Annotated in this window: 22 protein-coding genes; all 22 read right to left on the bottom strand. The window is 57.0% G+C overall.

Features of this window, described 5'->3' with window-relative positions; all coding sequences use genetic code 11:
* Position 1: 1 nt before the first annotated feature.
* Entirely contained in the window at positions 2–373 is a 372-nt protein-coding gene (locus JJB07_RS01930) for a response regulator (RefSeq protein ID WP_201630658.1), read from the bottom strand.
* 752 nt (positions 374–1,125) lie between these two features.
* Positions 1,126–2,808, bottom strand: coding sequence for a glycoside hydrolase family 13 protein (locus tag JJB07_RS01925; RefSeq protein WP_201630657.1), 1,683 nt, complete (start codon positions 2,806–2,808; stop codon positions 1,126–1,128).
* A gap of 105 nt (positions 2,809–2,913) precedes the next feature.
* Complete coding sequence (locus JJB07_RS01920) at positions 2,914–3,723, bottom strand: carbohydrate ABC transporter permease (protein WP_201630656.1); 810 nt, start codon at positions 3,721–3,723, stop codon at positions 2,914–2,916.
* A gap of 18 nt (positions 3,724–3,741) precedes the next feature.
* Positions 3,742–4,617 carry a carbohydrate ABC transporter permease gene (locus JJB07_RS01915; RefSeq protein ID WP_201630655.1) on the bottom strand — a complete coding sequence of 292 codons (876 nt, stop codon included), beginning with the start codon at positions 4,615–4,617 and terminating at the stop codon, positions 3,742–3,744.
* A gap of 86 nt (positions 4,618–4,703) precedes the next feature.
* Positions 4,704–5,954, bottom strand: coding sequence for an ABC transporter substrate-binding protein (locus tag JJB07_RS01910; RefSeq protein ID WP_201630654.1), 1,251 nt, complete (start codon positions 5,952–5,954; stop codon positions 4,704–4,706).
* 21 nt (positions 5,955–5,975) lie between these two features.
* A complete protein-coding gene (locus JJB07_RS01905) occupies positions 5,976–8,072 on the bottom strand; it encodes an amylo-alpha-1,6-glucosidase (protein WP_201630653.1) in 2,097 nt (698 codons plus the stop codon).
* 111 nt (positions 8,073–8,183) lie between these two features.
* Complete coding sequence (locus JJB07_RS01900) at positions 8,184–9,218, bottom strand: substrate-binding domain-containing protein (protein ID WP_201630652.1); 1,035 nt, start codon at positions 9,216–9,218, stop codon at positions 8,184–8,186.
* Between the two features lie 122 nt (positions 9,219–9,340).
* Entirely contained in the window at positions 9,341–9,520 is a 180-nt protein-coding gene (locus JJB07_RS01895) for a hypothetical protein (RefSeq protein ID WP_201630651.1), read from the bottom strand.
* Between the two features lie 116 nt (positions 9,521–9,636).
* Positions 9,637–10,131: a peptide deformylase gene (gene def / locus JJB07_RS01890; protein WP_201630649.1), complete on the bottom strand. Its 495-nt coding sequence runs from the start codon at positions 10,129–10,131 to the stop codon at positions 9,637–9,639.
* A gap of 1 nt (position 10,132) precedes the next feature.
* Positions 10,133–10,912, bottom strand: coding sequence for a type III pantothenate kinase (locus tag JJB07_RS01885; protein WP_201630647.1), 780 nt, complete (start codon positions 10,910–10,912; stop codon positions 10,133–10,135).
* Between the two features lie 13 nt (positions 10,913–10,925).
* A complete protein-coding gene (gene nadC, locus JJB07_RS01880) occupies positions 10,926–11,768 on the bottom strand; it encodes a carboxylating nicotinate-nucleotide diphosphorylase (protein ID WP_201630645.1) in 843 nt (280 codons plus the stop codon).
* A gap of 3 nt (positions 11,769–11,771) precedes the next feature.
* Entirely contained in the window at positions 11,772–13,382 is a 1,611-nt protein-coding gene (gene nadB, locus JJB07_RS01875; protein ID WP_201630643.1) for an L-aspartate oxidase, read from the bottom strand.
* Positions 13,383–13,418: 36 nt separating this feature from the next.
* Positions 13,419–14,369: a quinolinate synthase NadA gene (nadA, locus tag JJB07_RS01870; protein WP_201630642.1), complete on the bottom strand. Its 951-nt coding sequence runs from the start codon at positions 14,367–14,369 to the stop codon at positions 13,419–13,421.
* A gap of 163 nt (positions 14,370–14,532) precedes the next feature.
* Positions 14,533–16,257 (bottom strand): formate--tetrahydrofolate ligase, encoded by a 1,725-nt coding sequence (locus tag JJB07_RS01865; RefSeq protein ID WP_201630641.1) that lies wholly within the window; start codon positions 16,255–16,257, stop codon positions 14,533–14,535.
* A 24-nt stretch (positions 16,258–16,281) separates the two neighbouring features.
* The gene (locus tag JJB07_RS01860; protein ID WP_201630640.1) at positions 16,282–17,367 is read right to left on the bottom strand and encodes an HD-GYP domain-containing protein; all 1,086 of its coding nucleotides are present in this window, start codon (positions 17,365–17,367) and stop codon (positions 16,282–16,284) included.
* Between the two features lie 107 nt (positions 17,368–17,474).
* Positions 17,475–19,382, bottom strand: a complete 1,908-nt coding sequence (gene ftsH / locus JJB07_RS01855) for an ATP-dependent zinc metalloprotease FtsH (RefSeq protein ID WP_201630639.1) — start codon at positions 19,380–19,382, stop codon at positions 17,475–17,477.
* Between the two features lie 24 nt (positions 19,383–19,406).
* On the bottom strand, positions 19,407–19,946 hold the full coding sequence (gene hpt, locus JJB07_RS01850; RefSeq protein WP_201630638.1) for a hypoxanthine phosphoribosyltransferase: 540 nt from the start codon (positions 19,944–19,946) through the stop codon (positions 19,407–19,409).
* A gap of 51 nt (positions 19,947–19,997) precedes the next feature.
* Positions 19,998–21,428 carry a tRNA lysidine(34) synthetase TilS gene (gene tilS, locus JJB07_RS01845; protein WP_201630637.1) on the bottom strand — a complete coding sequence of 477 codons (1,431 nt, stop codon included), beginning with the start codon at positions 21,426–21,428 and terminating at the stop codon, positions 19,998–20,000.
* Positions 21,382–21,885 carry a threonine/serine exporter family protein gene (locus tag JJB07_RS01840; RefSeq protein ID WP_201630635.1) on the bottom strand — a complete coding sequence of 168 codons (504 nt, stop codon included), beginning with the start codon at positions 21,883–21,885 and terminating at the stop codon, positions 21,382–21,384. Before JJB07_RS01840 ends, tilS begins: the two co-directional genes overlap by 47 nt.
* Complete coding sequence (locus tag JJB07_RS01835) at positions 21,882–22,664, bottom strand: threonine/serine exporter family protein (RefSeq protein ID WP_201630633.1); 783 nt, start codon at positions 22,662–22,664, stop codon at positions 21,882–21,884. Before JJB07_RS01835 ends, JJB07_RS01840 begins: the two co-directional genes overlap by 4 nt.
* An 84-nt stretch (positions 22,665–22,748) precedes the next feature.
* A complete protein-coding gene (locus JJB07_RS01830; protein ID WP_201630631.1) occupies positions 22,749–23,687 on the bottom strand; it encodes a protein kinase domain-containing protein in 939 nt (312 codons plus the stop codon).
* The gene (locus tag JJB07_RS01825; protein ID WP_201630629.1) at positions 23,659–24,399 is read right to left on the bottom strand and encodes a vWA domain-containing protein; all 741 of its coding nucleotides are present in this window, start codon (positions 24,397–24,399) and stop codon (positions 23,659–23,661) included. Before JJB07_RS01825 ends, JJB07_RS01830 begins: the two co-directional genes overlap by 29 nt.
* Positions 24,400–24,516: the final 117 nt, after the last annotated feature.

The following is a 24,516-nucleotide window of genomic DNA, read 5'->3' as shown; positions in this document are numbered from 1 at the left end:
CTTAGGAAACGAGTTGCGCGTTGACAGCTTGGCGCAGTTCGTCAATGTCGAAAGGCTTGGTGAAGTGGGTGATCGCACCGAGTACGGTCGCTTCTTTGATCAGGTCGAGTTCGCCGTATGCGGTCATCATAATGACTTTGGTGTCCGGTTCGATGGTGCGGATGTGGCGGAGAATCTCAAGTCCGTCCATGCCGGGAATTTTCATATCGAGAAGCACGAGGTCGGGTTGGTGTTCTTTGACGATCTCAAGGGCCGTGACACCATTGGGTGCTTGGAAGATCGTGTAGCCTTCCTTGTCGAGCACTTCTTGGAGGAGAACGCGGATGCCGTATTGGTCGTCCACGATGAGTACCTTCTTATCTTTGCGTTCCATGATCGATTTGACCCCTTTCTTGCAAACCATTTCCAATACTTGATGTAATTCGCTTCCTAGTGGGGAAATTCCTTTTTAACGTAAAGGATGCAAATTCCCTTATATTTTGAGGGTTTTAGTGGTTTTTCGACGTTTTTCGTCATTTTTAGTTTTTTCGTTGATCGTATGGGTGGAGTGTGGGGGTGGGTGTGGAGTTTTGGTAGGGGGGTGTGTGGAGAGGGCGGGGTACTTTTGTGGGATTTTGGGTGGGGGGAGGGGGAATGAAAAAGGAGGGAAGTTTTGTGGTTGATTATTTCCATGGAAATAAGCAGAGAAAAGGACAGCCCGTTGTCTGTGGGCTGTCCCTTTTTGTGCCGTGTTTCGTGCGATTAGTCGCAGTGAGTGGTCGTGGTGGTGACCGGGTAGCAAACCGGGGTCAGCAGGAGGAACAGGACGAAAATGATCAAGAATACAACTGCCCAGCGGGTGTAAGCGCCAAATGCCATTTCTTTTTCCCTTCTTTCACGTGGTGTACTACCAAGATATTGTGAAGGAAGGGGGATTGAAACGGCTGATGGTGGGGGTGCGAGGGCCTAAGTTCGGCGGGGGATAAACCCTGCCGGTGGGGGGATGGTGGTTTGCCTGCGGTCGGGGACCTGTTTGCCCCGCTCAGACACCCTTTTCGGGAAGTTCACCCTCAAAGAGAACTCGCTCCTCCAAACAGGTCCCCTCCCTTCGGCGCCACGCCCTCTGCCCGCCGAAGGGAAAACCTTTTAGACGAGGCGGTAGACGCGGGCTTCGTAGGGACGGGTGGTGAAGGTTCGAATGTCTTGGGTGGCGTCGAGGTCGTAGTTGCTGATGAGGAGCTCGAAGCCGGTGTAGGTGATTTCGGACGGCAAGGTGAAGGTTTGGTCTTGGGCCGTGAAGTTGAGCACGACCAGGGCTCGCTCGTTGTCGAGCGTGCGCGTGTACGCGTAGAAGGTCTCGCTGTCTGCGAGCAGCTCGTCGAATTCTCCGTAGACGAGGACGAGGTTGTCTTTGCGCGTTCGGATGAGTCGTTTGTAATAGTTGTAGATGGAGTTGGGGTCGGAGACCGCTTGCTTTGCGTTGATTTCGGTGTAGTTGGGGTTGACTTCGATCCACGGGGTTCCGGTTGTAAAACCGGCGTTGGCGCTGTCGTCCCATTGCATCGGCGTGCGCGCGTTGTCTCGTCCCTTGATGTAGATGGTCAACATGACGTGGGCCGGGTCGACGCCCTGTTCATGGACTTTTTCGTGGTACATGTTTAGGGTTTCGATGTCTTTGTATTGGTCGATCGAGTCGAACTTGACGTTCGTCATGCCGAGTTCTTCGCCTTGGTAGACGTAGGGCGTTCCTTGTTGGGTGTGCAGGAGCGTGCCCAACATCTTGGCAGATTGAAGACGGTACGTCTCATCGTTGCCAAAACGCGAGACCATGCGCGGTTGGTCGTGGTTGTTCATGTAGAGGGAATTCCAACCCTTGCCGTGCCCGAGGCCGTATTGCCACTTGGATAGGATTCGCTTGAGATCGGTCAGTTTGTACGGGATGATGTCCCATTTGCCATGGCCCGAGTCCACGTCCATGAGCTCGAATTGGAACAGCATGTGCAACTCATGACGGTCTTCATTGACGTAGTCAATCGCCTGCTCAGGCGTGACGCCCGGGGTTTCGCCGACCGTCATGATGTCGTACTTGGATAGCACTTTTTCGTTCATTTCACGCATGTATTCGTGGATGCGCGGGCCGTTCATGAAGTAGTCGCCGCCCCCTGCGTATTTGCGTCCCTCTTGGGCCGGTGCAGACGGCAAGCCTTCGACTTTGGAGATCATGTTGATGACGTCCATGCGGAACCCGTCCACACCTTTGTCGAGCCACCACGTCATCATGTTGTAGATTTCATCGCGGACTTTGGGATTCTCCCAGTTGAGGTCCGGTTGTTTTTTGGAGAAGAGGTGCAGGAAGTATTCGTCGGTGAGTTCGTCGTGCTGCCACGCCGAGCCGGAGAAGATCGACTCCCAGTTGTTCGGCTCGCGATCTCCCTCGCCCGCACGCCAGATGTAGTAGTCGCGGTACGGATTGTCCTTGGATTTGCGGGACTCCACAAACCAGCGGTGTTCGTCGGAGCTGTGGTTGACGACGAGGTCCATGATCAGTTTCATGCCGCGCGCATGCAGTTCGGCGAGCAGGTTATCCCAGTCCGCCATGGTGCCGAATTCGTCCATGATGTCTTGGTAGTCGGAGATGTCGTAGCCGTTGTCATCGTTGGGAGACTTGTAGACGGGACTCAGCCAGATGATGTCGATGCCGAGGTTTTTGAGGTAGTCGAGTTTCGTGATGATGCCCGGGATGTCGCCGATGCCGTCCCCGTTCGAGTCCGCAAAACTGCGCGGGTAGATTTGGTAGACGGTTCCTTCTTTCCACCACTTGCGTTCCATATGTAGAAAGTCCTCCATTCAAGTGCTTGTTTCCCTTTAGTATACCCCTCGGGGCAAACGATTGCATAAAAAAGCGACACAGTGATTGTGCCGCTTTTCGGGTACTTATTTGAGACCGGAGGTCGCAATGCCTTTGATGAACCACTTCTGGAAGAGGAGGAACACGATCAGCATCGGCACCGTCATGAACATCGTGCCCGCCAAGTCTTGGTTCCAGTAGGCGACGTATTGCCAGTGGAACGAGTTCAGCCCCACGGGGAGCGTGTACATGTCGTCGGACGACGCCAGCAGCGACGGCCACATGAAGGAGTTCCAGTTGCCGAGGAACATGAAGATCGTCTGCGCCGCAAGCGCCGGCTTGGCGAGCGGCAACGCGATTTTGAAAAAGATTCCCCAGCGCGAGAGTCCGTCGATCAGCGCCGCTTCCTCTAAATCGACCGGCAAGGCGAGGAAAAACTGCCTCATCATGAAGATGCCGAACGACGAGGTCAGGAACGGGATGATGAACCCTTGGTACGTGTTGATCCAGCCCCAGTTCGCAAGCATAATGTACACCGGAATCATCACGACTTGGCCCGGCACCATCATCACGGCCAACACGATGTAGAAGATCAATCCCCGTCCGGGGAACTTGATTCTCGCCAGCGCATAGCCTGCCAACGTGTTGAACAACAAGTTCCCGACGGTGACCGCGCCCGCGACGATCGCAGAATTGATCAGCCAGCGGAAAAACGGGAACTTTGTGATGATGTAGGAGTAGTTTTCAAACGTAAGGCTTGAGACCGGCACCCAGAACTTATCCATGTCCGGCGTGGATTTCAGCGACGTGAGAACCGACCACAGAAACGGGATCAGGGTCAGCACCGCATACCCGATGACCACACAGTAGAACAGGATGCGCAGAATTTTTTTCATCTGTTTGGTCTCCCTTCCTTAGTTGGTCTCTTCTTTGAAGAATTTGCGCTGAATCACCGTCAGCAAGAGGATGATCAGGAACAGCACGAACGCCATCGCCGACGCATACCCCATGTCGAAGTCCTTGAACGCCGAACGATAGAGGTAGAACACCACGGTCAACGTCCGATCTTGCGGTCCGCCCTCGCCCTTGGAGATGACGTACATCTGGTCAAAGACTTGGAACGTCCCGATAATCGACATGATCAAGATGAAAAACGTCGTCGGCTTGAGCATCGGCCACGTAATAAAACGCAACCGTTGCCACGGCGTCGCTCCGTCCACTTCCGCCGCTTCGTAGAGCTCTTGCGGAATGTCTTGCAGCCCCGCGAGGTAGATGACCATGAACTGTCCCACGGTCGTCCAGATTGCCATCCCCATCACCGCCGGCAAGGCGAACGTCAGCGAATTGAACCAGTCAAACGTCGGGATGCCCGCTTTGGAGAGGAACAGGTTCACGAGGCCGTCGTTTTTAAATAAGTACATGAACATGACGGAGACGGCGACGGTGGACGTGACGGTCGGCAGAAAGTACACGACGCGAAACAGCGTCTTGCCTTTGATCTTCGAATCGACGATCAACGCGAGCATCAGCGCAATCGCAATCTGAATCGGAACCACACCCAGCGAATACAGGCTGGTGTTGCCAAGCGCCCGGATGAAGCGCGGGTCGTGGAAGAGTTTCGTGTAATTGCTAAGCCCCGCCCAAGTCGCTTGGTCCGGAGCCAAGAATGAGAAATGATGAAATGAGATATACAGTGCATAGATGATCGGCCCGATCAAAAAGACCGCCAACGAGACGACAACCGGCAACACGAACAGATACCCCGTTGCCAAATCCCCGCGTGTGCGCATCTTCTCCCCTCCCTCTCCTGCTGTGGAGTACGGATGTGGAAAAAAGGACCCGCCGTGCGACGGGCCTTTTTTTCAAAAAAACATCCTTACTTCAGCTTGCCTTGTGCTTCTTCGAGCGCCGCTTTCCCGTCCGGTTGTGCCCCGAGAACGATCGCTTCCGCCGCTTTGTTTGCCGCATCGGTCAGTTTGGAGCCGATGACGCCGTATTGGAACGGTTGCGCATAGGACGCGCCTTTGACGAACGCTTCACGCTCCGGGTACTTGGTGGAGTATTCCTTGCCCATCGCTTTGATCGTCGGGAGGGCGAGACCGCCTTCGACGGTGACTTTTTGACCTTCGGTGCCGGTCAGGTACGCCATCAGGTCCATGGCGTCGTCTTTGTGCTTGGAGTTTTTGGACAGCGCATAGGCGACGGTGAAGATCATGTTCGACGGTTTGCCGCCTTCTTTGACCGGGAGTTCGGCGATGCCGTACTTGGTGTTCGGGGCTTTTTGCGCCATGTGCGGGATCAACCAGGAGCCTTCGACGACCATCGCCGCTTTGTTGGTGGCGAATGCGTCACCCGACCAGTCCACGCCGAGCGTTTTCGGGTAGGCGGCGATCTTGTCTTTGCCCATCATGTCTTTGTAGATGAAGTCCAGCGCCGTGGTGTTCGCCGGGTTGTTCAACGTCGGTTTGCCGTCGGTGTAGACCGAGCCGCCCGCTTGCACGAGGAACGGTTGGTAGCGCGGGAGTTCTGCCGAAATCGAGAAGCCGGTGACGCCGTCCTTGGTCAATTTCGCAGCGTCGGTTTTGAGTTCGTCCCACGTCTTCGGCGGTGCGGTGATGCCCGCTTTGTCGAACATTTCTTTGTTGTAGAACAGAGCGAGGGTGTTATAGTCTTTCGGCAGGCCGTAGGTCTTGCCGTTCCATTGGAACGCTTGGACGGCTGCGTCTTCGTAGTCGGAGAGGTTGACGTTGTGCTTTTTGACGAGGTCGTCGATCGGTTCGATGACGCCTTTGTCCATGAAGTCCGGCGCAACGTTTGCGTCGAGGTAGAAAATGTCCGGTTCGGTCTTGGACGCGATCATCGGTTGGAGCTTCTGCAAGTAGTCGCCGACGACCGGCTCGAATTTGACGTCGATGTTCGGGTGTTTTTCCTTGAAGCCTGCGATTTGCTTGTCGAGCATCGCTTGCTCTTGCGGCGAGGACGACCAGCCGCCGACGCGCAGGGTGAATTTGTCGCCCGAGGTGCTGCCTTTGTCACTCGTGTCGGACGTGGAGCTGGAACAGCCGACGAGCGCGGTCATGGCCAGAGTGGTTGCCAGAATGCCGGTGATGACGTTTTTCTTTTTCATCGCAGTGATTCCCCCTTGTTTTTAGCCGGAGATGACTTGCAATCCGGTGGTGTTTCGAAGCACTTTCCAAGTGGTGTGACTGTCGTTGTATTTTTGTATCAACAGGTCGAGGGACCCGTTGCCCACTCGCAGGTTGCGAACTTGCATGGTGTTCAAGCCCTTGGGAAGCGACGGCGAGATGCGAATCACTCCGTCGGCGACGGTTGGCATCAGGCCGAGCATGACGCGCACGAACGTCAGCGGGGTGCCCGCCGCCCAGGCTTGCGGAGAGCAAGCGACCGGGTAGGGAACCGGGTCTTCGTCCTCTCGACTGTAGCCGCAGAACAATTCAGGCAGGCGGTCGTACGCAAAGTGTGCGGCGGCGTCGATCAAACCTTCCATAACGCGGTCGGCGTGTTCGTGGAAGCCGTATTTTTTCAACCCCATCACGATCAGCGAGTTGTCGTGCGGCCAGATGGAACCGTTGTGGTAGCTCATCGGGTTGAACGCTTTCTCGCTCGCCGAGAGCGTGCGGATGCCGTAGCCGGTGAAGAGGTCGTCGGACAGCAACCGATCTGCGACTTTTCGAGCTTGGTCGTCGGTGAGGATGCCCGACAGCAGGCAATGGCCGGGGTTGGACGAGACGGAGCCGACGTGGGCTTTGTTCTCGTCGAGAGCCATTGCGACGTATTGTTGGTCTTCCATCCAGAAAGCGTCGGCAAATTGCGACTTTAGTTGAGACGCGGAGCTTCGGAGACGATCTGCTTTTTCCCCGAGTCCGAGGAGTTCGAAGAGTCGGGCGAGGCGAAGTTTGGCATCGTAGACGTAGCCTTGCACTTCAGACGGAGCAAGCGGGGCCTTGGCCAGCGTCCCGTCGCGGTGGACCATCGAATCGCCGGAGTCTTTCCAATTCTGGTTGGCACAGCCCTTACTCGATTCTTGGTAGTACTCGACAAAACCGTCTCCGTCACGGTCGCCGTATTGATCAATCCACGCAAGCGCCGCTTCGAGGTTCGGAAGCAGTTCGCGCAAGAACGATTCGTCTCCCGTCCAGTCGAAATACTCGGCTGCGAGGACGAGGAACAGCGGCGTGGAGTCGATGGAGCCGTAGTACGGGGCGTGCGGGATGACGCCTAAGTTGGCGAGTTCGCCGTAGCGAATTTCATGCAAGATCTTGCCCGGTTGCTCCTCGCGCCACGGGTCGATCTTCGTACCTTGGTGACGCGCCATCGTCTTGAGCGTGCCGCGCATGATCTCCGGATGGACGGCCGCCATCTGCCACGCGGCGATCAGCGAATCTCGCCCAAAAGGAACGGCAAAAATCGGGACTCCCGCCGTCGGGAATCGTCCGTCTCCGAGGTTCGTCAAGAGCGCGAACATGTCGTGGGTCGAGCGTTTATAGAGCGCGTTGAAAGCGGAGTTGTCGGTGATGACTTCGGTGATCTCACTCTGCCACTCTTCGTAGGAAGCTTTGAGTTCCGCGAGTGCCAGGGTCGGGTCTTGCACCACGCCTTGCTTGCCGTCGATCTCAGGCACGACGGTAAGCATTATTTCGTGCGTGCCTTGCGGGGCGAGTTCGAAGAGGAAGCGAAGCGATCCGTCTGCCGTGATGTCGGTCGGAGCCGGAGATGCCTGCAAATGAGTGCGACGCTTGACGCCGTCCTTGCCGTTGTAGGAAAAACGGACTCCGTCCGTCAGCGACTCCACCGGCAGAAACTCGCCGTGTGCCGAGTCTTCGTAGCCGCGCACTGTGAACATGTGCGCAAAATCGGAGTCGGCGTCCACTCGCACGGAGAGCGGAACCGAGTGGATGTTGTAGTTTCGGAAAAGCAGCTGCTCGTAAAGCACGCCTTGCGAGATAAATCGCTTGCGTTCGAGATTGATCGATTCGCGCCAGACTTTGACTTCGTGGTTCTCGACAAGTTCCTTGTTGGTCAGTTTGACGCGGCCGATAAAGTCATGCGAGACGCGGGAGGAGAGCAGAATCATCTCCAAATTCTCGACGAGTACATCAAAGCGACTCAGAAAGCGGGTATCGTCGGTGAACAGACCGAGAATCAAGTCGTCGTCCGGCCGTACATCGCCGCGGTTGTTGGTGAGCAAAAACAAGTCGTTCTCTTTGATCACTTGGTAGTCCATCTCATTCCTCCTGGCCGGAGACCGAAAGCGTTTTCCGAAAACGTTTTCGACAAACTCTAAATAGAAAACGGTTCCAACTGGTCGGAAACGTTTTCGGTCTCTCTCTATCTCTTATATGTGTGAAAGGTTCACTCCATGCTTCGAAGTTGTCTCGCGGACGACAAGTTCCGGCGGCAAGACGATGCCCCGTCCCTTTTCGTTCTGTTCCAGCATCCGAATCAAGGTCTCGGCAGCCGATTGTCCCATCTCGTAGCGCGTCTGGCGCACGGTGGTCAGCATCGGTTGCATCATGGCGGCCAACTCGATGTCGTCATAGCCGACGATCGACATGCGCTCCGGGACGCGAAGTTGGAGACTCTGCAAGTATTTGATTCCGCCCAACGCCATCAGGTCAGAGGCGAAGAATACGGCGGACAGGTCCTCGAATTTCTCCATCAGCTCTGCAACGCCGGTGGCACCGTCCTGCTGTTCGAAGTTGCCGTAGTAGACGAGCTCGGGGTCGTACGCAATTCCCGCCTCTTCGAGCGCCATCCGGTACCCCTGCAAGCGTTCCTTGGAAACGGCAGCTTGGGCGTGGCCGTTGACGAAGCCGATTCGGCGATGTCCCAATTCCACGAGATGTTGAATCGCCATCGTGGCGCCTGCCACGTTGTCGGTGGTGACATAGGAGCAGGTGTCCGAAACCAACGGCACGTCGATCAAAACGCTCGGGACGCTGGCTTCCACCACTTCGTGTGTATACGGGTCGTCGAGGCGAATCCCCATCATCAGCACACCGTCAACGCGGCGCTGACGAACAAAGTCCATATAGGGTGTTTTCTTCTGCGCGGTGGTCGAGGTGGAGAACAGAACCAGATCATAGCCCAGTTCCTGCACGCGGTCGTTGATGCCGCAGAGGACATCGAACATGAAGTGATGGCCGTTGCGGGAACGCGAGAGGTCGGAAACGACCAAGCCGACGGTTTGCGTGCGCTTCATCACCAACGACCTGGCGACCGAGTTCGGCTGATAGCCGAGTTGTTCGACCACCTTCAAAACTTTGGTGCGAGTCTTCGGATTGACGTCCGAATATTGGTTGAGCACGCGGGAGACCGTCGTAATGGAAACGCCGGCTTCCTTCGCTACATCCTTGATTGTTGGACCCACTTCTCCCACCTCCGAAAACGCTTTCTAGATGTAGTATCGAAAACGTTTTCGATATCTACCAGTAGGTTACCACACGGCAAAAAAGTCTGGCAACCAAAATTTTTCGACGTGCGGATACCTGTTCAATTCAGGCGGTTGCTCTTGGGTGCAATCGGCGCAATTTCGTCGAGACGCACTTGCAATTCTTCGACTTGGGCCGTGACCGTCTCCATCTGCTTCACCATGCGGTCTTGCAGGTCGAGCATGCGTTCCATCAACGAGACCACTTTGCTGACCGTGTCTTCCAAGTGTTTGTCCGACAATGCTGCTCAACTCCCCCTGTATGCTGCAGAAAAAAAGCCCTGCCTACAAGCAGGGGCTTTTTCACTAGTTTATAGCACACAGGGCGTTTTTGCCAGACAATTTCTGCAAATGTACCTTATTGTTCGTCTTCCGGGATTTGTTCACTTTCGTCAACCGGGAAGGTGTCGATGGCTTTGTCTGTGTACAAGATGCCGTCGAGATGGTCGATTTCGTGCTGGAAAACGCGCGCGAAGTAGCCTTCGGGTTTCATCTCGTAGGTCTCGCCGTCCCGTTGCTTGAAGCGGATCGTCAGTTTGTCGAAGCGCTCGACGTGGCCGCGCAGTCCGGGGATGGAGAGGCACCCTTCGACGTCGACGACCGAGCCGCTTTTTTCGGTGATGACGGGGTTGATCATCTCGATCAGACCGCCGTACTCGTCGCCGTAATCGACGACGATCACACGAAGCGGTACGCCGACTTGCGGGGCGGCGAGGCCGATCCCGTGGTATTCGTACATGGTGTCTGCCATGTCGTCGAGAAGTTTGTGGATTTCGCGGTCAATGTTCTGAACCTCGTCCGCCACTTGGCGCAGGACCGGTTCGCCCTCCAGCACTACAGGTCTTACTGCCATGTTACGAAACCCCTTTCTCTTGGTTCATGTCCCAGATGATGCGCAATCCGTCCAACGTCAGGTCGTCGTCCTTGATCTCGATCTCATAGGATTCTGCTGCGATCAGACCTGACAGGCCGCCGGTGGCGACGACTTTGAAAGGCAAGTTGAATTCCTTTTTGATGCGCCCGACGATGCCGTCGACTTGGCCGGTGAACCCGTAGAGGACGCCCGACTGCATCGACGTGACGGTGTTGCGCCCGACGACGCTCGGCGGACGCGCGATCTCGATGCGCGGGAGTTTCGCCGCTTTGTTGTACAGAGCCTCCGTGGAGATCCCGATCCCCGGTGCGACAACGCCGCCCATGTAGTCGCCCTTTTCATTGAGAACGCAGAAGGTGGTCGCCGTGCCGAAATCGACGATGATCAGCGGCGCGCCGTACTTTTCCAGTGCAGCAACGGCGTTGACGATGCGGTCGGCTCCGACTTCACGCGGGTTTTCGTACTTGATGTTCAGGCCGGTTTTGACGCCCGGCCCGACGGTGATCGGCTTGTGGCCGAAGTATTTGATCGACATGCGCTCCAATGCGAACATCAGCGGCGGTACGACAGACGAGATCGCGACGCCTTCGATGTCCTCATGGTTGAAGCCGCGGTCTGCGAACAGGTTTTTGATCAAGATGCCCATCTCGTCCTCGGTGCGTTCGCGGATGGTCGCGATGCGCCAGTGGACGAGCAACTCTCGGTCCTTGAACACCCCGAGGGTGATGTTGGTGTTGCCTACATCCAATACGAGAATCATCCGAGTAGACTCCTTACTTCGCTTCGATATCCAAGGAGATGTCGAGCGACTTAATCGAGTGGGTCAGCGCGCCGATGGAGATGTAGTCCACGCCGGTCTTGGCGATTTCTACGATGGTCTCTTCGGTGACACCGCCCGACGCTTCCACAAGCGCACGGCCCGCAATCTTCTCGACAGCTACGTCCATTTGTTCCGGCGTCATGTTGTCGAGCATGATGATGTCCGCTTTGACTTCCAGCGCTTCGTCGATCTGTTCCATGTTCTCGACTTCCACTTCCACGCGCATGGTGTGCGGAATCTGGTGGCGTGCCGCGATGATCGCTTGCTTGACTCCGCCTGCGATCTCGATGTGGTTGTCCTTGATCAACACCGCGTCAAACAGCCCGAAGCGGTGGTTGCGTCCGCCACCGACGACGACGGCGTGCTTCTCCAGCACGCGCAGGCCCGGCGTGGTCTTGCGGGTATCGACGATCTTGGCGTTGTAGTAGCGCACGAGCTCGACGAACTTCGAGGTGCGAGTCGCGATGCCGGACATTCGCTGCAGGAAGTTCAGCGCCACACGCTCCCCGGTCAGAATCGAACGCGCCGACCCGGTCACTTCCATCAACAATTGGCCCTTGGGCACTTGGTCGCCGTCCGCTGCATGACGGACGATGGTCAAAGTCGGATCAACGAGACGGAACGTCAACTCGGCTACGTCAAGACCGGCGATGATGCCCGGTTCCTTGGTCACGAGTTGCCCCACGCCTTGCTTTTCCGTCGGTACGATCGAGTTGGTGGTGATATCGCCAAACCCGATGTCCTCAGTCAGTGCGTTGCGCACGATGGTTTCGATGGAATGTAGATCCAACTTCATTCGTTAGCACCCCTCTTCAATGACACCGATCCCATGTTGGAATACGATGTGCTTCAACCATTGCTCATCTTGTTTCGGGAAGTCGTTGCGATAATGCCCGCCCCGAGATTCTTCGCGCAACAGAGCCGCTTGTGCCGTCAGCATCGCGGCCGTCAACAAGTTGATGAACTCCCACTCGGACGGCTTGCTGTAGGCATGCGACAACATCGGCGCCAGACGGCCCATCTCGGCAAGCGCCCGCTCCAACGATTCCTTGGTGCGTTTGACGCCGACATAGCGGACCATCACTTTTTGCAGATGCAGTTTGCGGTCTTCGATCATCTCCACCGGGCTTGGGTAGCGCGTCGGAACGGTCGGCAACCCGATATGCTCGCACGGCTCGTCCAAAAAGGCTTGCACGCGCTCGGCAATCCGCTTGCCGAATACGATGGCTTCCGACAGCGAGTTGGACGCCAAGCGGTTCGCTCCGTGAACGCCGGTGCAAGAGACCTCGCCGCATGCGAACAATCGGCGGACGTTGGTCTCGCCGTAGAGGTCGGTCTTGACCCCGCCCATGACGTAATGCTGGGCCGGTGCCACCGGAATCCAGTCGGTCGTCATGTCGAGTCCGTAACTCAAGCAAAACGCATAGATCGTCGGAAAGCGCGACTTGATCAATTCCGGCGGCTGGTGCGTGATGTCGAGGTAGACGTAGGTCGATTTGGTTTTCTCGATCTCCGAGACGATGGCACGAGCCACGATGTCGCGCGGAGCCAGTTCTTCCAATGCATGATAGGCCGGCATGAAGCGCTCGCCCGCGGCGTTGCGCAAGACGGCGCCCTCTCCGCGCACCGCTTCTGAAATCAAGAAGCGCGGCGCTCCCGGATAGACGAGGACCGTCGGATGGAACTGGATAAATTCAAGGTCCTGCAATTGAGCGCCTGCCCGGTACGCCATGGCAAACCCGTCTGCCGTCGTGACGTCGGGGTTCGTGGTGTAGCGGTACATCCGACCGGCGCCGCCGGTGGCGAGGACGGTCGCTTTTGACCGTATGTAACGCAAGGCTCCCTCGTGTTCGTAGAGCAGTCCTTTGCAAGAGCCGTTCTCCGCCGTAATCAAATCGATGGCGAATGCGTTTTCGATCACAGTAATGCGCGGGTTCTGGCGCACTTGGGCTGCCAGAGCGCGGACGATCTCCGCTCCTGTAGCATCTCCGTTGGCATGCAGAATTCGACGGCGGGAGTGCGCCCCCTCCTTGGTGAGTGCGAGGTGGTCGTCTTCGCCTTCCTTGTCAAATTGCGTGCCCAACTGGATCAGGTCTTCCACCAAGTCCGGGCCGTCGTGAACGAGCACGTCGACAGCCGTGAGCGAGTTCAGTCCCGCACCGGCCATCAACGTGTCTTCCCGATGCAAGTCAGGGGAATCGCCCTCGGCGATGGCCGCAGCGATTCCCCCTTGTGCCCGGTTGGTATTGCTCTCGGTGAGACCTTTCTTGCACAGGATCACGACGTCTGCGTACTCCGCGATTTTCAGAGCGGTGTACAGCCCTGCAATCCCCGTGCCGACGACGATGACTTCGGTGTCATGAACCGTCGCCTGCTCCGGAGTGAAATTGGCAATGAATCTCGCAAACATCGTCTGATCTCCTTCACCGATCAAGCAAGTATGAGGTTATGCTTTCTCCGGAACGACCGCGAGCATCGCATCGAGCGAACGCTTCGCTTTGGCCGCCACTTCCGGATCGACATGGATCTGCGGTTGCATCGTTTCCAGCGCGCGGACCATTTTCTTGACGTTGTGAACTTTCATGTTCGGGCAAACCATGAAGCGGGACGCGAAGTGGAAGGTTTTCTCCGGGGAGTCCTTCTCAAGCATGTAGCGGACGCCCTCTTCGGTTGCCACGATATAGTCTTCGAAGTTCGATTCACGGCAGTATTTGAGGATGCCGGTGGTGGAGCCCACGTAGTCGCCCAGTGCGACGACTTCCGGACGGCACTCCGGGTGGACGACGATCGGCGCATTCGGGTACTGGCGCTTGAGTTCCAGCACTTCCTCCGGCGTCAGCAGGTCGTGGGTGTTGCAGTAGCCCTGCCAGATGATCATTTTCTTGTCGGTGAACTGCGAGACATAGTGCCCGAGGTTCTTGTCCGGCACCCAGATGATCTCGTCGGTGTCGACCGATTCGATGACTTTCAAAGCGTTCGACGACGTGCAGCAGATGTCGGTCTCCGCTTTGACGTCAGCCGAGGTGTTGACATAGGCGACAACCTTGGCGTTCGGGTGTTCCGCTTTCAGCTTGCGCAGTCCTTCGCCGGTGACCATGTCGGCCATCGGGCAACCGGAACGTTCATCCGGCATGAGGACAATTTTATCTGGATTGAGAATCTTGGCGCTCTCCGCCATGAAATGTACGCCACAAAAAAGAATGACGTCCGCATCGGTGTCACGGGCTTTCTGCGAGAGACCAAACGAATCCCCGATATAATCGGCAACCGCTTGGACTTCCGGACGCATGTAGTAATGCGCGAGGATGATCGCGTTGCGCTCTTTTTTCAACTGTTGCAGACGCTCTACGTAGTATTCGTTCTGTTCACGATTCGGTACCGCTTGAAGTTGAGCCATCGAGAGACAGTGCCCCCTTCGGTTAGTAATGGGCTATTTTAAAAAATGCTATATGACTGCATTCTAACGCTTGGTAGAGGACCTGTCAATTTGTCGAACATCTGTCGAATTCCAAAAAAGGGGACTCCTTCGGAAGCAGTCTGCCCCTCGGAGTCCCTTTTTATTAGAACAATCCTGTAATTTTGCCGTCCGCAAGCAAATCGATGCTCATCGCGGCGGGAACTTTCGGCAAGCCAGGCATCGTCATGATCTCGCCGGTGACCGCGACCACGAAGCCAGCTCCGGCGGAGACGCGCAGTTCGCGGATCGTGATCGTGAAGCCCTCCGGACGTCCGCGCAAGTTCGGATTGTCGGAGAAGGAGTACTGGGTCTTCGCCATGCAGACAGGGAGGTGCGTAAGTCCCATCTCCTGCAATTTCTTGAGCGTCGTCAACGCTTTCGGCGCGTATTGCACACCTGCGCCGCCATAGATGTCGCGGACGATGGTGTCGATTTTCACTTCGATGCTGTCCTCCAGGTTGTAGAGGTACATCAGACCGCCCGGGCGGTTTTCCACGACGTCGAGAACTTTCTCCGCCAGTTGGAGCCCGCCGTCCCCGCCGTCGGTGAAGACTTCCGAGAGCGCGACCGGGATTCCGTACTGCCCGCACCAGTTCGAGATGACGTCCATCTCTTCCGGGGTGTCGGTCGGGAATTTGTTGACGGCGACGATGACCGGCATGTTGAACATCTGGACGTTCTCGACGTGCTTCGAGAGATTGTCCAAACCGCGGGTCACGGCCTCCACGTTCGGCGTGGCGAGGTCGGTTTTATCAACGCCACCGTGCATTTTCAGCGCACGGACGGTCGCGACGACGACGACGGCGGACGGGTTGAGGCCCGCTTGACGGCACTTGATGTGGAAAAACTTCTCTGCCCCCAAGTCGGCGCCGAAGCCCGCTTCCGTGACGACGTAGTCGGCAAGTTTAAGCGCCATCTTGGTCGCGATGACGGAGTTGCACCCGTGCGCGATGTTGGCAAACGGACCGCCGTGGACGAGCGCCGGGGTGTGCTCCAAGGTCTGTACGAGGTTGGGCTTGATCGCGTCTTTGAGCAGGACGGTCATCGAGCCTTCCGCCCCGAGATCGGCGACGGTGATCGGGTTTTTGTCGACGTTGTAGCCGATGATGATCTTTTTCAAGCGGTCTTTGAGGTCTTGTTCGTCGCTCGCGAGGCAGAGCACCGCCATGACTTCCGAGGCCACGGTGATGTCAAAGCCCGATTCGCGGGGGATGCCGTTGGCGACGCCGCCCAGTCCGACGATCACTTGGCGCAGCGCGCGGTCGTTGACGTCGAGCACGCGGCCCCACGTGATGCGGCGAACGTCAAAGCGCAACACGTTGCCTTGGTGGATGTGGTTGTCGATCAGAGCGGCCAACAAGTTGTGCGCTGCGGTGATCGCATGGAAGTCACCCGTGAAGTGCAGGTTGATGTCCTCCATCGGCACGACTTGCGAGTACCCGCCGCCGGCCGCGCCGCCCTTCATCCCAAACGACGGTCCAAGCGACGGTTCGCGCAGGGCGATCATCGCGGTCTTGCCGGTGTCTTTGAGCTTCTTGCCGAGCGCTTGCCCGAGTCCGACTGTGGTCGTGGACTTGCCCTCACCCGCCGGAGTCGGCGAGATGGCGGTGACGAGGATCAGTTTGCCGTCCGCTTTGTTCTCTGCTTGCAAGCGGCGGTAGACATCGAGCGAGATCTTGGCTTTGTACTTGCCATAGGGCTCGATGTCATCCTCGGTCAGTCCAATTCCTGCGGCAATCTGCTTGATCGGCAACAGGTTCGCCGTCTGTGCGATCTCGATGTCGCTTTTCATCGGTTTGTTCGGTACGTTGGTTTGGTCGACGGTCATGAGTTTCAAATCCCCCAGTTCGATCTATTGTTCGCAAGCGACGATCATGGTCGTCAGGTGTTCCATGAGATTGAGTTCATACGGGGTGTTCAGGTCTTCTCCGCGCTCGTTCTTGAGCACGCGGATCGTCGGACGCTGCGGGTGGTGCGGTTCGATGCTCGTGACGACTCCCTCAACACCGGTGTTCAACGTCACCGTCATGCCCAACGGGTAAATCGAGACGGTCTTGAGGAATTTCTGCACGATGTCGGTTTGGAAGTGCGTGCCGCAAGAGCCGAGCAACAATTCAAGGGCGAGGTGCGGCAATTGACCCTTGCGATACACGCGGTTTGCCGTCAGCGCCTCGTAGACGTCTGCAACGGCGGTGATGCGGGCGTAGAGGTGAATTTCGTCTCCCTTGAGTCCACGCGGGTAGCCCGTGCCGTCGATTTTCTCGTGGTGTTGGAGCGCGATGTGTGCGGAGAGGATCGAGATGTCGTCCTGTTGGCGCAGGATCTCGTATCCGACCATCGGGTGTTGCTTGATGACATCGAATTCCTCCGGCGTGAGTTTCCCCGGTTTGTTCAGAATCTCTTGGGGAAGCGACAGTTTGCCGACGTCATGCAAAAGAGTCCCGACACCCAAGTCGAGCAACTGTTTCTGTGTCAGGCCCATCTCCATCCCGATCGCCATCGCGAGGATCGAAACGTTGACCGAATGATGGTAGAGAAAATTGTCGGTCGAATAAATGTTGGACAGGTGAAACGTAGCGTTGGGCTTCGATTTCATCTCCGAAAGAATCACGTCGAACATGTCGCGAATCTGCCGTCCGATCTGCTTCTGCTGGAAATGCCGCGGCAAACGTTGCGGTGCGGTCAAATCTTGAATCGAAGTGTGGACAAGCCCCAATGCTTCTCGCCGTGTCTGTGTTGAAATCACATCTTCGACGACGATGTCTCCGGTCCGGTCATCTTCAATATAGACAGAAGTAATACCCATTGCAACGAGCCGCTTGATTAAAAATGTCGTAAGTTCGACGCCCGAACCCAGCAAGATCATCCCTTTCTCATCCAAGATTGGGCGAGCCAGTGTAGTGCCGGGCGTCAATTTCTGTAAAGCAGCTAATCGCAAACGTTCTCACTCCTTAATGCCGTTTAGTATTTCTTTTATTGTACTGATCCTTAGGGACAGATGCAAGAAAAAGGCACCTCTAGTAAGAGATGCCCTTTTCCGACACGTTATTCGCTTTTCTCGTCGGTGGACGCGGAAGTTTCCGTGTCTTTGTCGTCCGACGCTTTGATGTTTACGTTGAAATCAATGCGGGAGCCGTCCGGCAGAACGCCTTTTTCCATGAGGGAGTCGATCGTCGCTTTGTCGATCGTTTCCTTTTGGAGCAGCACTTGTGCCAGCAGATCGAGCTGGTCACGGTGCTTGGTGAGGACGTCCTTGGTGACGTTGTACGATTGGTCGATGATGCGGCGCATTTCTTTGTCGATCTCGAGCGCAATCGTGTCCGAGTAGTTCTGCTCGGCGTTGATGTCGCGACCGAGGAACACTTGGCCGCCTTGGCGGTGACCGTATTGCAAGTTGCCGAGCGAATCGGTCATCCCGTACTCAGTGACCATGCTGCGAGCGATGGCGGTGACACGCTCCAAGTCGTTCGAAGCGCCCGTCGAGATCTCGCCGAGCACGATCTCTTCGGCGACGCGACCTCCGAGCAGGCCGGAGATTTTGTCGTACATTTCCGAGCGGGTCATAAAGTAGCGGTCTTCCTTGGGGAGCATGACGGTGTAACCGCCCGCCATCCCGCGGGGAACGATGGTGACTTTGTGAACTTCGTCGGCGTGTTCGAGGTGGTAGCCGACGACGGCGTGACCTGCTTCATGATACGCGACGAGTTTGCGCTCGTGCTCGCTCATGACGCGGCTGCGTTTCTCCGGCCCTGCCATGACGCGGTCGATCGCTTCGTCGATGTCGGACGTCTCGATCAAGCGCTTGTTCTGACGGGCTGCGAGCAGCGCCGCTTCGTTCAAGACGTTCTCAAGGTCCGCACCGGTGAAGCCCGGCGTGCGCTTGGCAATCGCTTCAAGCGGGATGTCCGGAGAGATCGGCTTGTTGCGAGCATGGACTTTCAAGATCGCTTCACGGCCCTTGACGTCCGGACGGTTGACGGTGATCTGACGGTCAAAACGTCCCGGACGCAGAAGCGCCGGGTCGAGGATGTCCGGGCGGTTGGTCGCTGCGATGATGATGATGCCTTCGTTCGCGCCAAAGCCGTCCATCTCGACAAGCAATTGGTTGAGCGTCTGTTCGCGCTCGTCATGACCGCCGCCAAGGCCTGCGCCACGGTGACGACCGACGGCGTCGATTTCGTCGATGAAGATGATGCAAGGTGCGTTTTTCTTGGCGGTTTCGAACAGGTCGCGCACGCGGGATGCACCGACCCCGACGAACATTTCCACAAAGTCGGAACCGGAGATCGAGAAGAACGGAACGCCTGCTTCGCCGGCGACTGCGCGTGCGAGCAAGGTTTTACCGGTACCGGGCGGCCCGTTGAGCAGTACGCCCTTCGGAATGCGAGCCCCGAGTGCCGCGAACTTGCGCGGGTCTTTGAGGAACTCAACCACTTCGACGAGTTCGTTTTTCTCCTCGTCGGCACCTGCGACGTCCTCAAACGTAATTTTCTTCTTCTCCTCCGTGTACAGCTTGGCGCGGCTCTTGCCGAAGTTCATGACTTTGGAGCCGCCGCCTTGGGCTTGGTTGAAGAGGAAGAAGAACAGAATGAACATGACGATAAACGGAACGATCGACGTCAAGAAGGTCAGCCAAACCGATTCTTTCTGCGGTTCGTTGATTTTGACGTTGGATTTGGCGAGATCGCTGCTCAGCTTTTGCGAGAAGTCCTCGCTGAACAAGGCCCGAGAGATGTACTCCTTGTCATCCGAGAGCTTGCCCTGCAGTTTCAGGGTGAGACCTTCGGAGGTGACGGTGACATCCTTGACTTGGCCTGCCTGCGCCTTGTCAAGGAATTGGGAGTACGTAATTTCAGCCTTATCCTGCTTCTCACCGGTGATGAAGTTGACGATGCCCACGGTGATCAGGAAGATCAATAAGTAAAAGCCGGCATTGCGGAAAAATCTGTTCATTTCATACCTCCTCTCGGCACCGTGCTAGGATTGGTAGACTTCCGGTTTCAGCACCCCGATATAGGGCAGATTGCGGTAGCGCTCCGCATAATCGAGGCCATAGCCCACGATAAAGTGGTCGGGGACGGTAAATCCAAGATAATCCGCCGTGATGTCCACTTTATGGCGATCCGGTTTATCCAAGAGCGTTACCAGTTTGACCGAAGCGGCCTTGCGCTGTTCCAAGAGGTTTTTCAGATAGACCAGCGTCAGACCCGTGTCGATGATGTCCTCCACGATGATCACGTCACGGCCCTCGATCGATTGGTCGAGGTCCTTGATGATGCGGACCACACCGCTTGATTCGGAAGATTGACCGTAGGAAGAGACCGCCATGAAATCCATCTCAACGGGGAATTCAATCCGCTTGACGAGATCGGCCATGAACAGGGTTGCCCCTTTCAAAATGCCGATGATAAGCGGGTTCTTGCCTTCATAATCGCGAGTGATCTGGGCACCGAGTTCACGGATGCGCTCTGTCACCGCTTCTTCAGTGAACAGAATTTCGAGTACGTCTGTATGCATGGTCTAGGAATACCTCCTGAAAAACGGGTCGCTACAAATAGTTGGCTGGGATCACGAGAGTTCCGTGGCCCGGATGACAAGCGTGCGCGCTGTCTTCTGAGTCAGAAGTCCCGCTTGCCCGCGGGTGAGTCCTACGACCCACGCAATCGAGTCATTGATGCAAAGCAACGGCCAAGTCTCGCGGCGGTGCTTCGGGACTTTGGCGTCCACGAAAACGTCGCTTACGAGCTTGCTTCCGTGCAGGCCGAGCGGGTGAAGGGTGTCTCCGGCCGCCCTTGACCGTATGTATATGCGAGAACTGGACAGTTCATCAGCATCAAAATGGGCGACCCACGCATCACGGGGACGCGAAGGTACACCTTCGACCTCCGTCACTTGAAGCGCGATCCCGAATTGCGGGAGTTCAAAACGCCCAAGTTGCGTCAGTTCAAAAGGTGCATCGGGGACAGCAGGTTCGTGCGGGGGGTCTTCCGCAAAGGTGAAAAACAGCCGATCGTACTCCCTGCGGGCGACGATGGCATGCGGAAGGTGCAATTCCGCGCTCGGATAGCGATTTTCAAGCAGAGAGCGTACGCTCTCGATATGTACCTGCTCCCACACTTTGGTATGTCCGCGCAGATAATATAATATTAGTGTAATTACCCGGCGTTGTAAAGGAAGCGGGCTCACACCGAGAAGCCGCACGTCTGCAGAGAGGACGCGCTCCGACTCGTGTCGGCAGATGCGCCGATACTCCCTCTCCGCCAACCCGTTCAGGTAGCGATCATCCTCGCGGGCACAGCCTGCGAGTTGGACGAGGTGGGACTTTACCCCCTCGTTGTACTCTGCCGCGAGTTCGGGGAGAAGTTGTATACGTATCTTATTGCGCAGATAGTGCGAAGATGCATTCGAAGAGTCCTCTCGATACAGGATTCCAAAGTCGTTGGCATATGATGCGATTTCCGCTCTCCACACTTCAAGGAGCGGACGGATCAGTTCGTACCGTTCTCCGTCTTCGAAGCGCCGCATCGGGATGCCGCCAAGCCCTTTGAGCGCCGTCCCGCGCAAGACGCGCATCAGCACGGTCTCCGCTTGGTCATCCGCATGGTGCGCCGTCGCAATCAGACGGGCTCCCGATTCTCCAGCGACTCGTCGCAGATAGTCATACCGAACTTCACGGGCTGCCACCTGCGTGGACAGTCCGTTTTCCCGTGCGTACGCTTTGACGTCAAACGCTTCGGAAAAAACGTCCAGCCCCCGCTCCGCGGCTTGACGTTCCACAAACGCCCGGTCTTCGCTCGATTCGTGCCCGCGCAGTCCGTGGTCAACGTGGGCGACGACCACCTCAATTCCGAAATGAGGCTGCAAGCGATGCAACACGTCCAGCAACACCATCGAGTCCACGCCGCCGGAGACGGCGACGAGGACTTTTTCCCCCGAGGGGAGCAGGTCGTGATCAGTTGCCGTCCGGCGTACGCTCTCGATCAGTGGATGGGTTCTCATACCGTCTCCTCCTGTCCAATCGCATGATCGTGCCGGCGATGACGAGGCCGGCGGAGATGGCGCTGGCGATCAGAAACGTGTTGGTTCCTTGCGCCAGTCCTTGCAATTGGTGTCCCGTGACAAATTCACGCATCGTGCGAAACGCCGACGACCCCGGTACCAGCGGCACGATGCCGCCGACCACGAACACGATGACCGGCATCCGCTTCAAGCGGGCGAGATATTCGCTGAGCACGGAAACCACCAAGCCTCCGACGAACGCCGCACCGACCGATGAAACTCCGAAGCGCATCGCCAAGTCTTGGGACAGCCACGCCGCCGTGCCGATCAGCCCGACCCAAAGCGAAGCGCTCTTGGGCACATGGTAGAGAATCGCATAGCCGAGCGTCGCAAGCCAACTCATCACGAGCAGCAGCAAGAGATGAGGAATCTGCTCCATCGTATACGGGAAACTCATGGTGCCACCTCCACGCCGACGGAGATGAACGAGAGCACCAGCGCCACGGCGACGGCGATCGCAAACGCCGTAAGCGTCGCTTCACTCGCCCGCGCGACGCCGGAGAGCAATTCGCCCGCCATCAGATCGCGAATCGCGTTGGTCAAGCTCAGTCCCGGCACCAGCGGAATCACCGCGCCGATGACCGCCGCTTCGAGGTTGCTGGAGAACCCGCTCTTGACGCTCAACGCCGCCACCAAAACGCCGACGAGCGCTGCGATAAACACCCGCAAGAAGCGCGGCACATGCTCAAACATCGATTCCATCGTCGTGTTGCTCAACCATCCGCACACCGAGCCGATCAGAAATTCTGACCACCCGCCGCCAAACAGCATGGTAAAAGCGCCGCTCGAGATCGCGGCCGCCACGTGTTGATAACGAATCCGATAGTGCGGCGGTGCGGCGTCGATGGCGTTCAAACGGTCGAACATCTCGTCGATCGTCAACTGCCCGCGCTCGAATCTTCGGGAGAGGTCGTTGACCTCATGGACTTTGTACAGATTGATCGCCGATGTGGTGCGGATACGGATCAGGCCGGTTTTCTCCGCGCCCGCCGCTCCGACCGAGATGAAAATCCCCGTCGGCGTCACAAAACTATGTACCAACTTTGCACCGGACGCCCGTCCTACGCGCACGATCGTCTCTTCTACACGCGATGTTTCCGCACCGTGTTTGAGCATGAGATCGCCTGCGCGCAAGCAGAGGTCGAGTACCCGGTCTTGGCCTTGGCCGCTGCTCATGAGCATCCATCCTGTTCTCTCGTTTTTGTGTCCACTTGCCCATTCCCGTTAGTTTTCGTTTCATGCGCGGACATTCCTCCTTCCTTAGAAGAGGAGAAATTGACAAAATACCAACACCAACACCGCCGCTGAACCGAGCAACAGCCAATCGGTCCAATCGCGGCGGCGTGTTTGTTTGCGTTTGAGCTTTTTTTCGGTTTCGACGCTTTTTTTCACGAGCGGTGAAAGCGCCTCCCGCAGAGAGGCGATCGTGCGGATACGGCCGTCCCCCACTCCTTTTAAAAGACCTCGCCAGTCGTCGAAGCGCGGGTCGCTGAGGATGGCTTTTTTCAGCATCGAGTAGTTCGGTCCGATCTGGGAGACTCCCTTGCGCGCTTCCGGGGCGAGCAGTTGGATGGCGAGCATCGAGAGCGCAAACACATCGTAGCTCTCCTCCGACAAGCGGCTGCCCTGCCCCCACCAGGCGCGGTCGTACCATTCGGTGTATTCTTTGACCCCGCGCCCAAAGGGGGTGACGCCGCCGAAATCGACGAGCCGGACGATGCCGTGCTCCTCGTTGACGAGGCAGTTCTCCGCTTTGAGATCGCCGAAGCAGTAGCCTTGGGCGTGGAGGCGTTCCAAGTACGTGCAGAGTTGGAGGAGGAGCACCGGGGTCCAGTGTGCGCCTCTTTTTTGAAGAAAGTCGGGGAGGTCGGTGCCGCGCACCCATTCCATGACGTAAAAAAACACCTTGCCCCGCGGCGTTTGCACATCGTCCAAATCAAAGATGAGCGGCCCAAGGTCTGCGCCTCGAGCCACCCCCTGCAGTTGTTTGAGTATTTTATGTTCGAGCGAGATTTCCGGAGCCTGCGCCGACACTTTCAGCGCGTAGGTCTGTCCGTCGCAGGTCACGCGGTAGACTTCACCGTTCGCGCCGCTGCCGAGCATCCCGTCGATGCGGTAGCGTTTTTTGTTCCAGAGGCCGGTGATGAACTGGCCTTTTTGAAAAAAAGGATCAGACCACGTAGGCTGCCATGTCGCCATCTCCATCATCCTCCCGATTGGCGGGTCGTTCGATCAAATGCTGTGAGAGCATGCGCGTTGCTTTCTCAATCGCCGGGCCCGTCGGCGTGCCACCGTTGGCGCGCAGAGCGTTCATCAGATCGACGAGGTTGGCGTTTTGCGTGAAGTCGGCGACGACCGAGACGTCCTCGCCCTGTTGACCCGGGAACGTGAGGATCGCAACTTGGTGGTTGCCTTTGCGGACATCGAGACCGATCTTGAGGTCGCGGATCGCTTCGCGGACGGTCGGGAGTTTGTCGTGCATGGATGCGCTGGTGTCGATGACGACGACGAGTTGCAACTGTGCTTCGTCACCGAGTTTGTCGACCATTTCGGCGACGTCGCTGCGTTTCTCCGGCGGGAGACCGTCCGCGTCGGTGCCCATGAGCTGGCGGAGTTCTTTGTTGACGACTTGCTGGATCGTCATCTGGACGGTGTGTTTCGTGACCATCTGCATCGTCATGGCGAGTTGCTTCGCTTCCACGATGCGCGAGATGCCGCCGCCCGATTCGGCGATGGCTTGGACTTCCTGACGACCGGCGGAGTTCAGGTCGCCGCCGTCCACGATGCCGACCACGTTCACCGCGATCCCGAGCTTGCGGGCAAACGTCGCCGCTTCAATCGGGTTGCCTCCCCGGTTAGAGCACCCGTCGGTAATCAGCAAAATCTGTTTCATCGTCACATTCTTCCACATAGTTCCACCCCTCCAAGGCATAATTACTAGTAGTATCCCCAGAAGTGCTAGAGTGCATACTTGGTATGTTTGGAAAAAAGGAGAAGGCCCTCCCGCGCGGGAGAGCCTTCTCTTTTT

The organism is Tumebacillus amylolyticus (assembly GCF_016722965.1).
In the GTDB taxonomy this organism is placed as follows: Bacteria; Bacillota; Bacilli; order Tumebacillales; family Tumebacillaceae; genus Tumebacillus; species Tumebacillus amylolyticus.
Note: the sequence above shows the minus strand (reverse complement) of the source record. Positions and strands in the feature narration are given on the sequence as shown.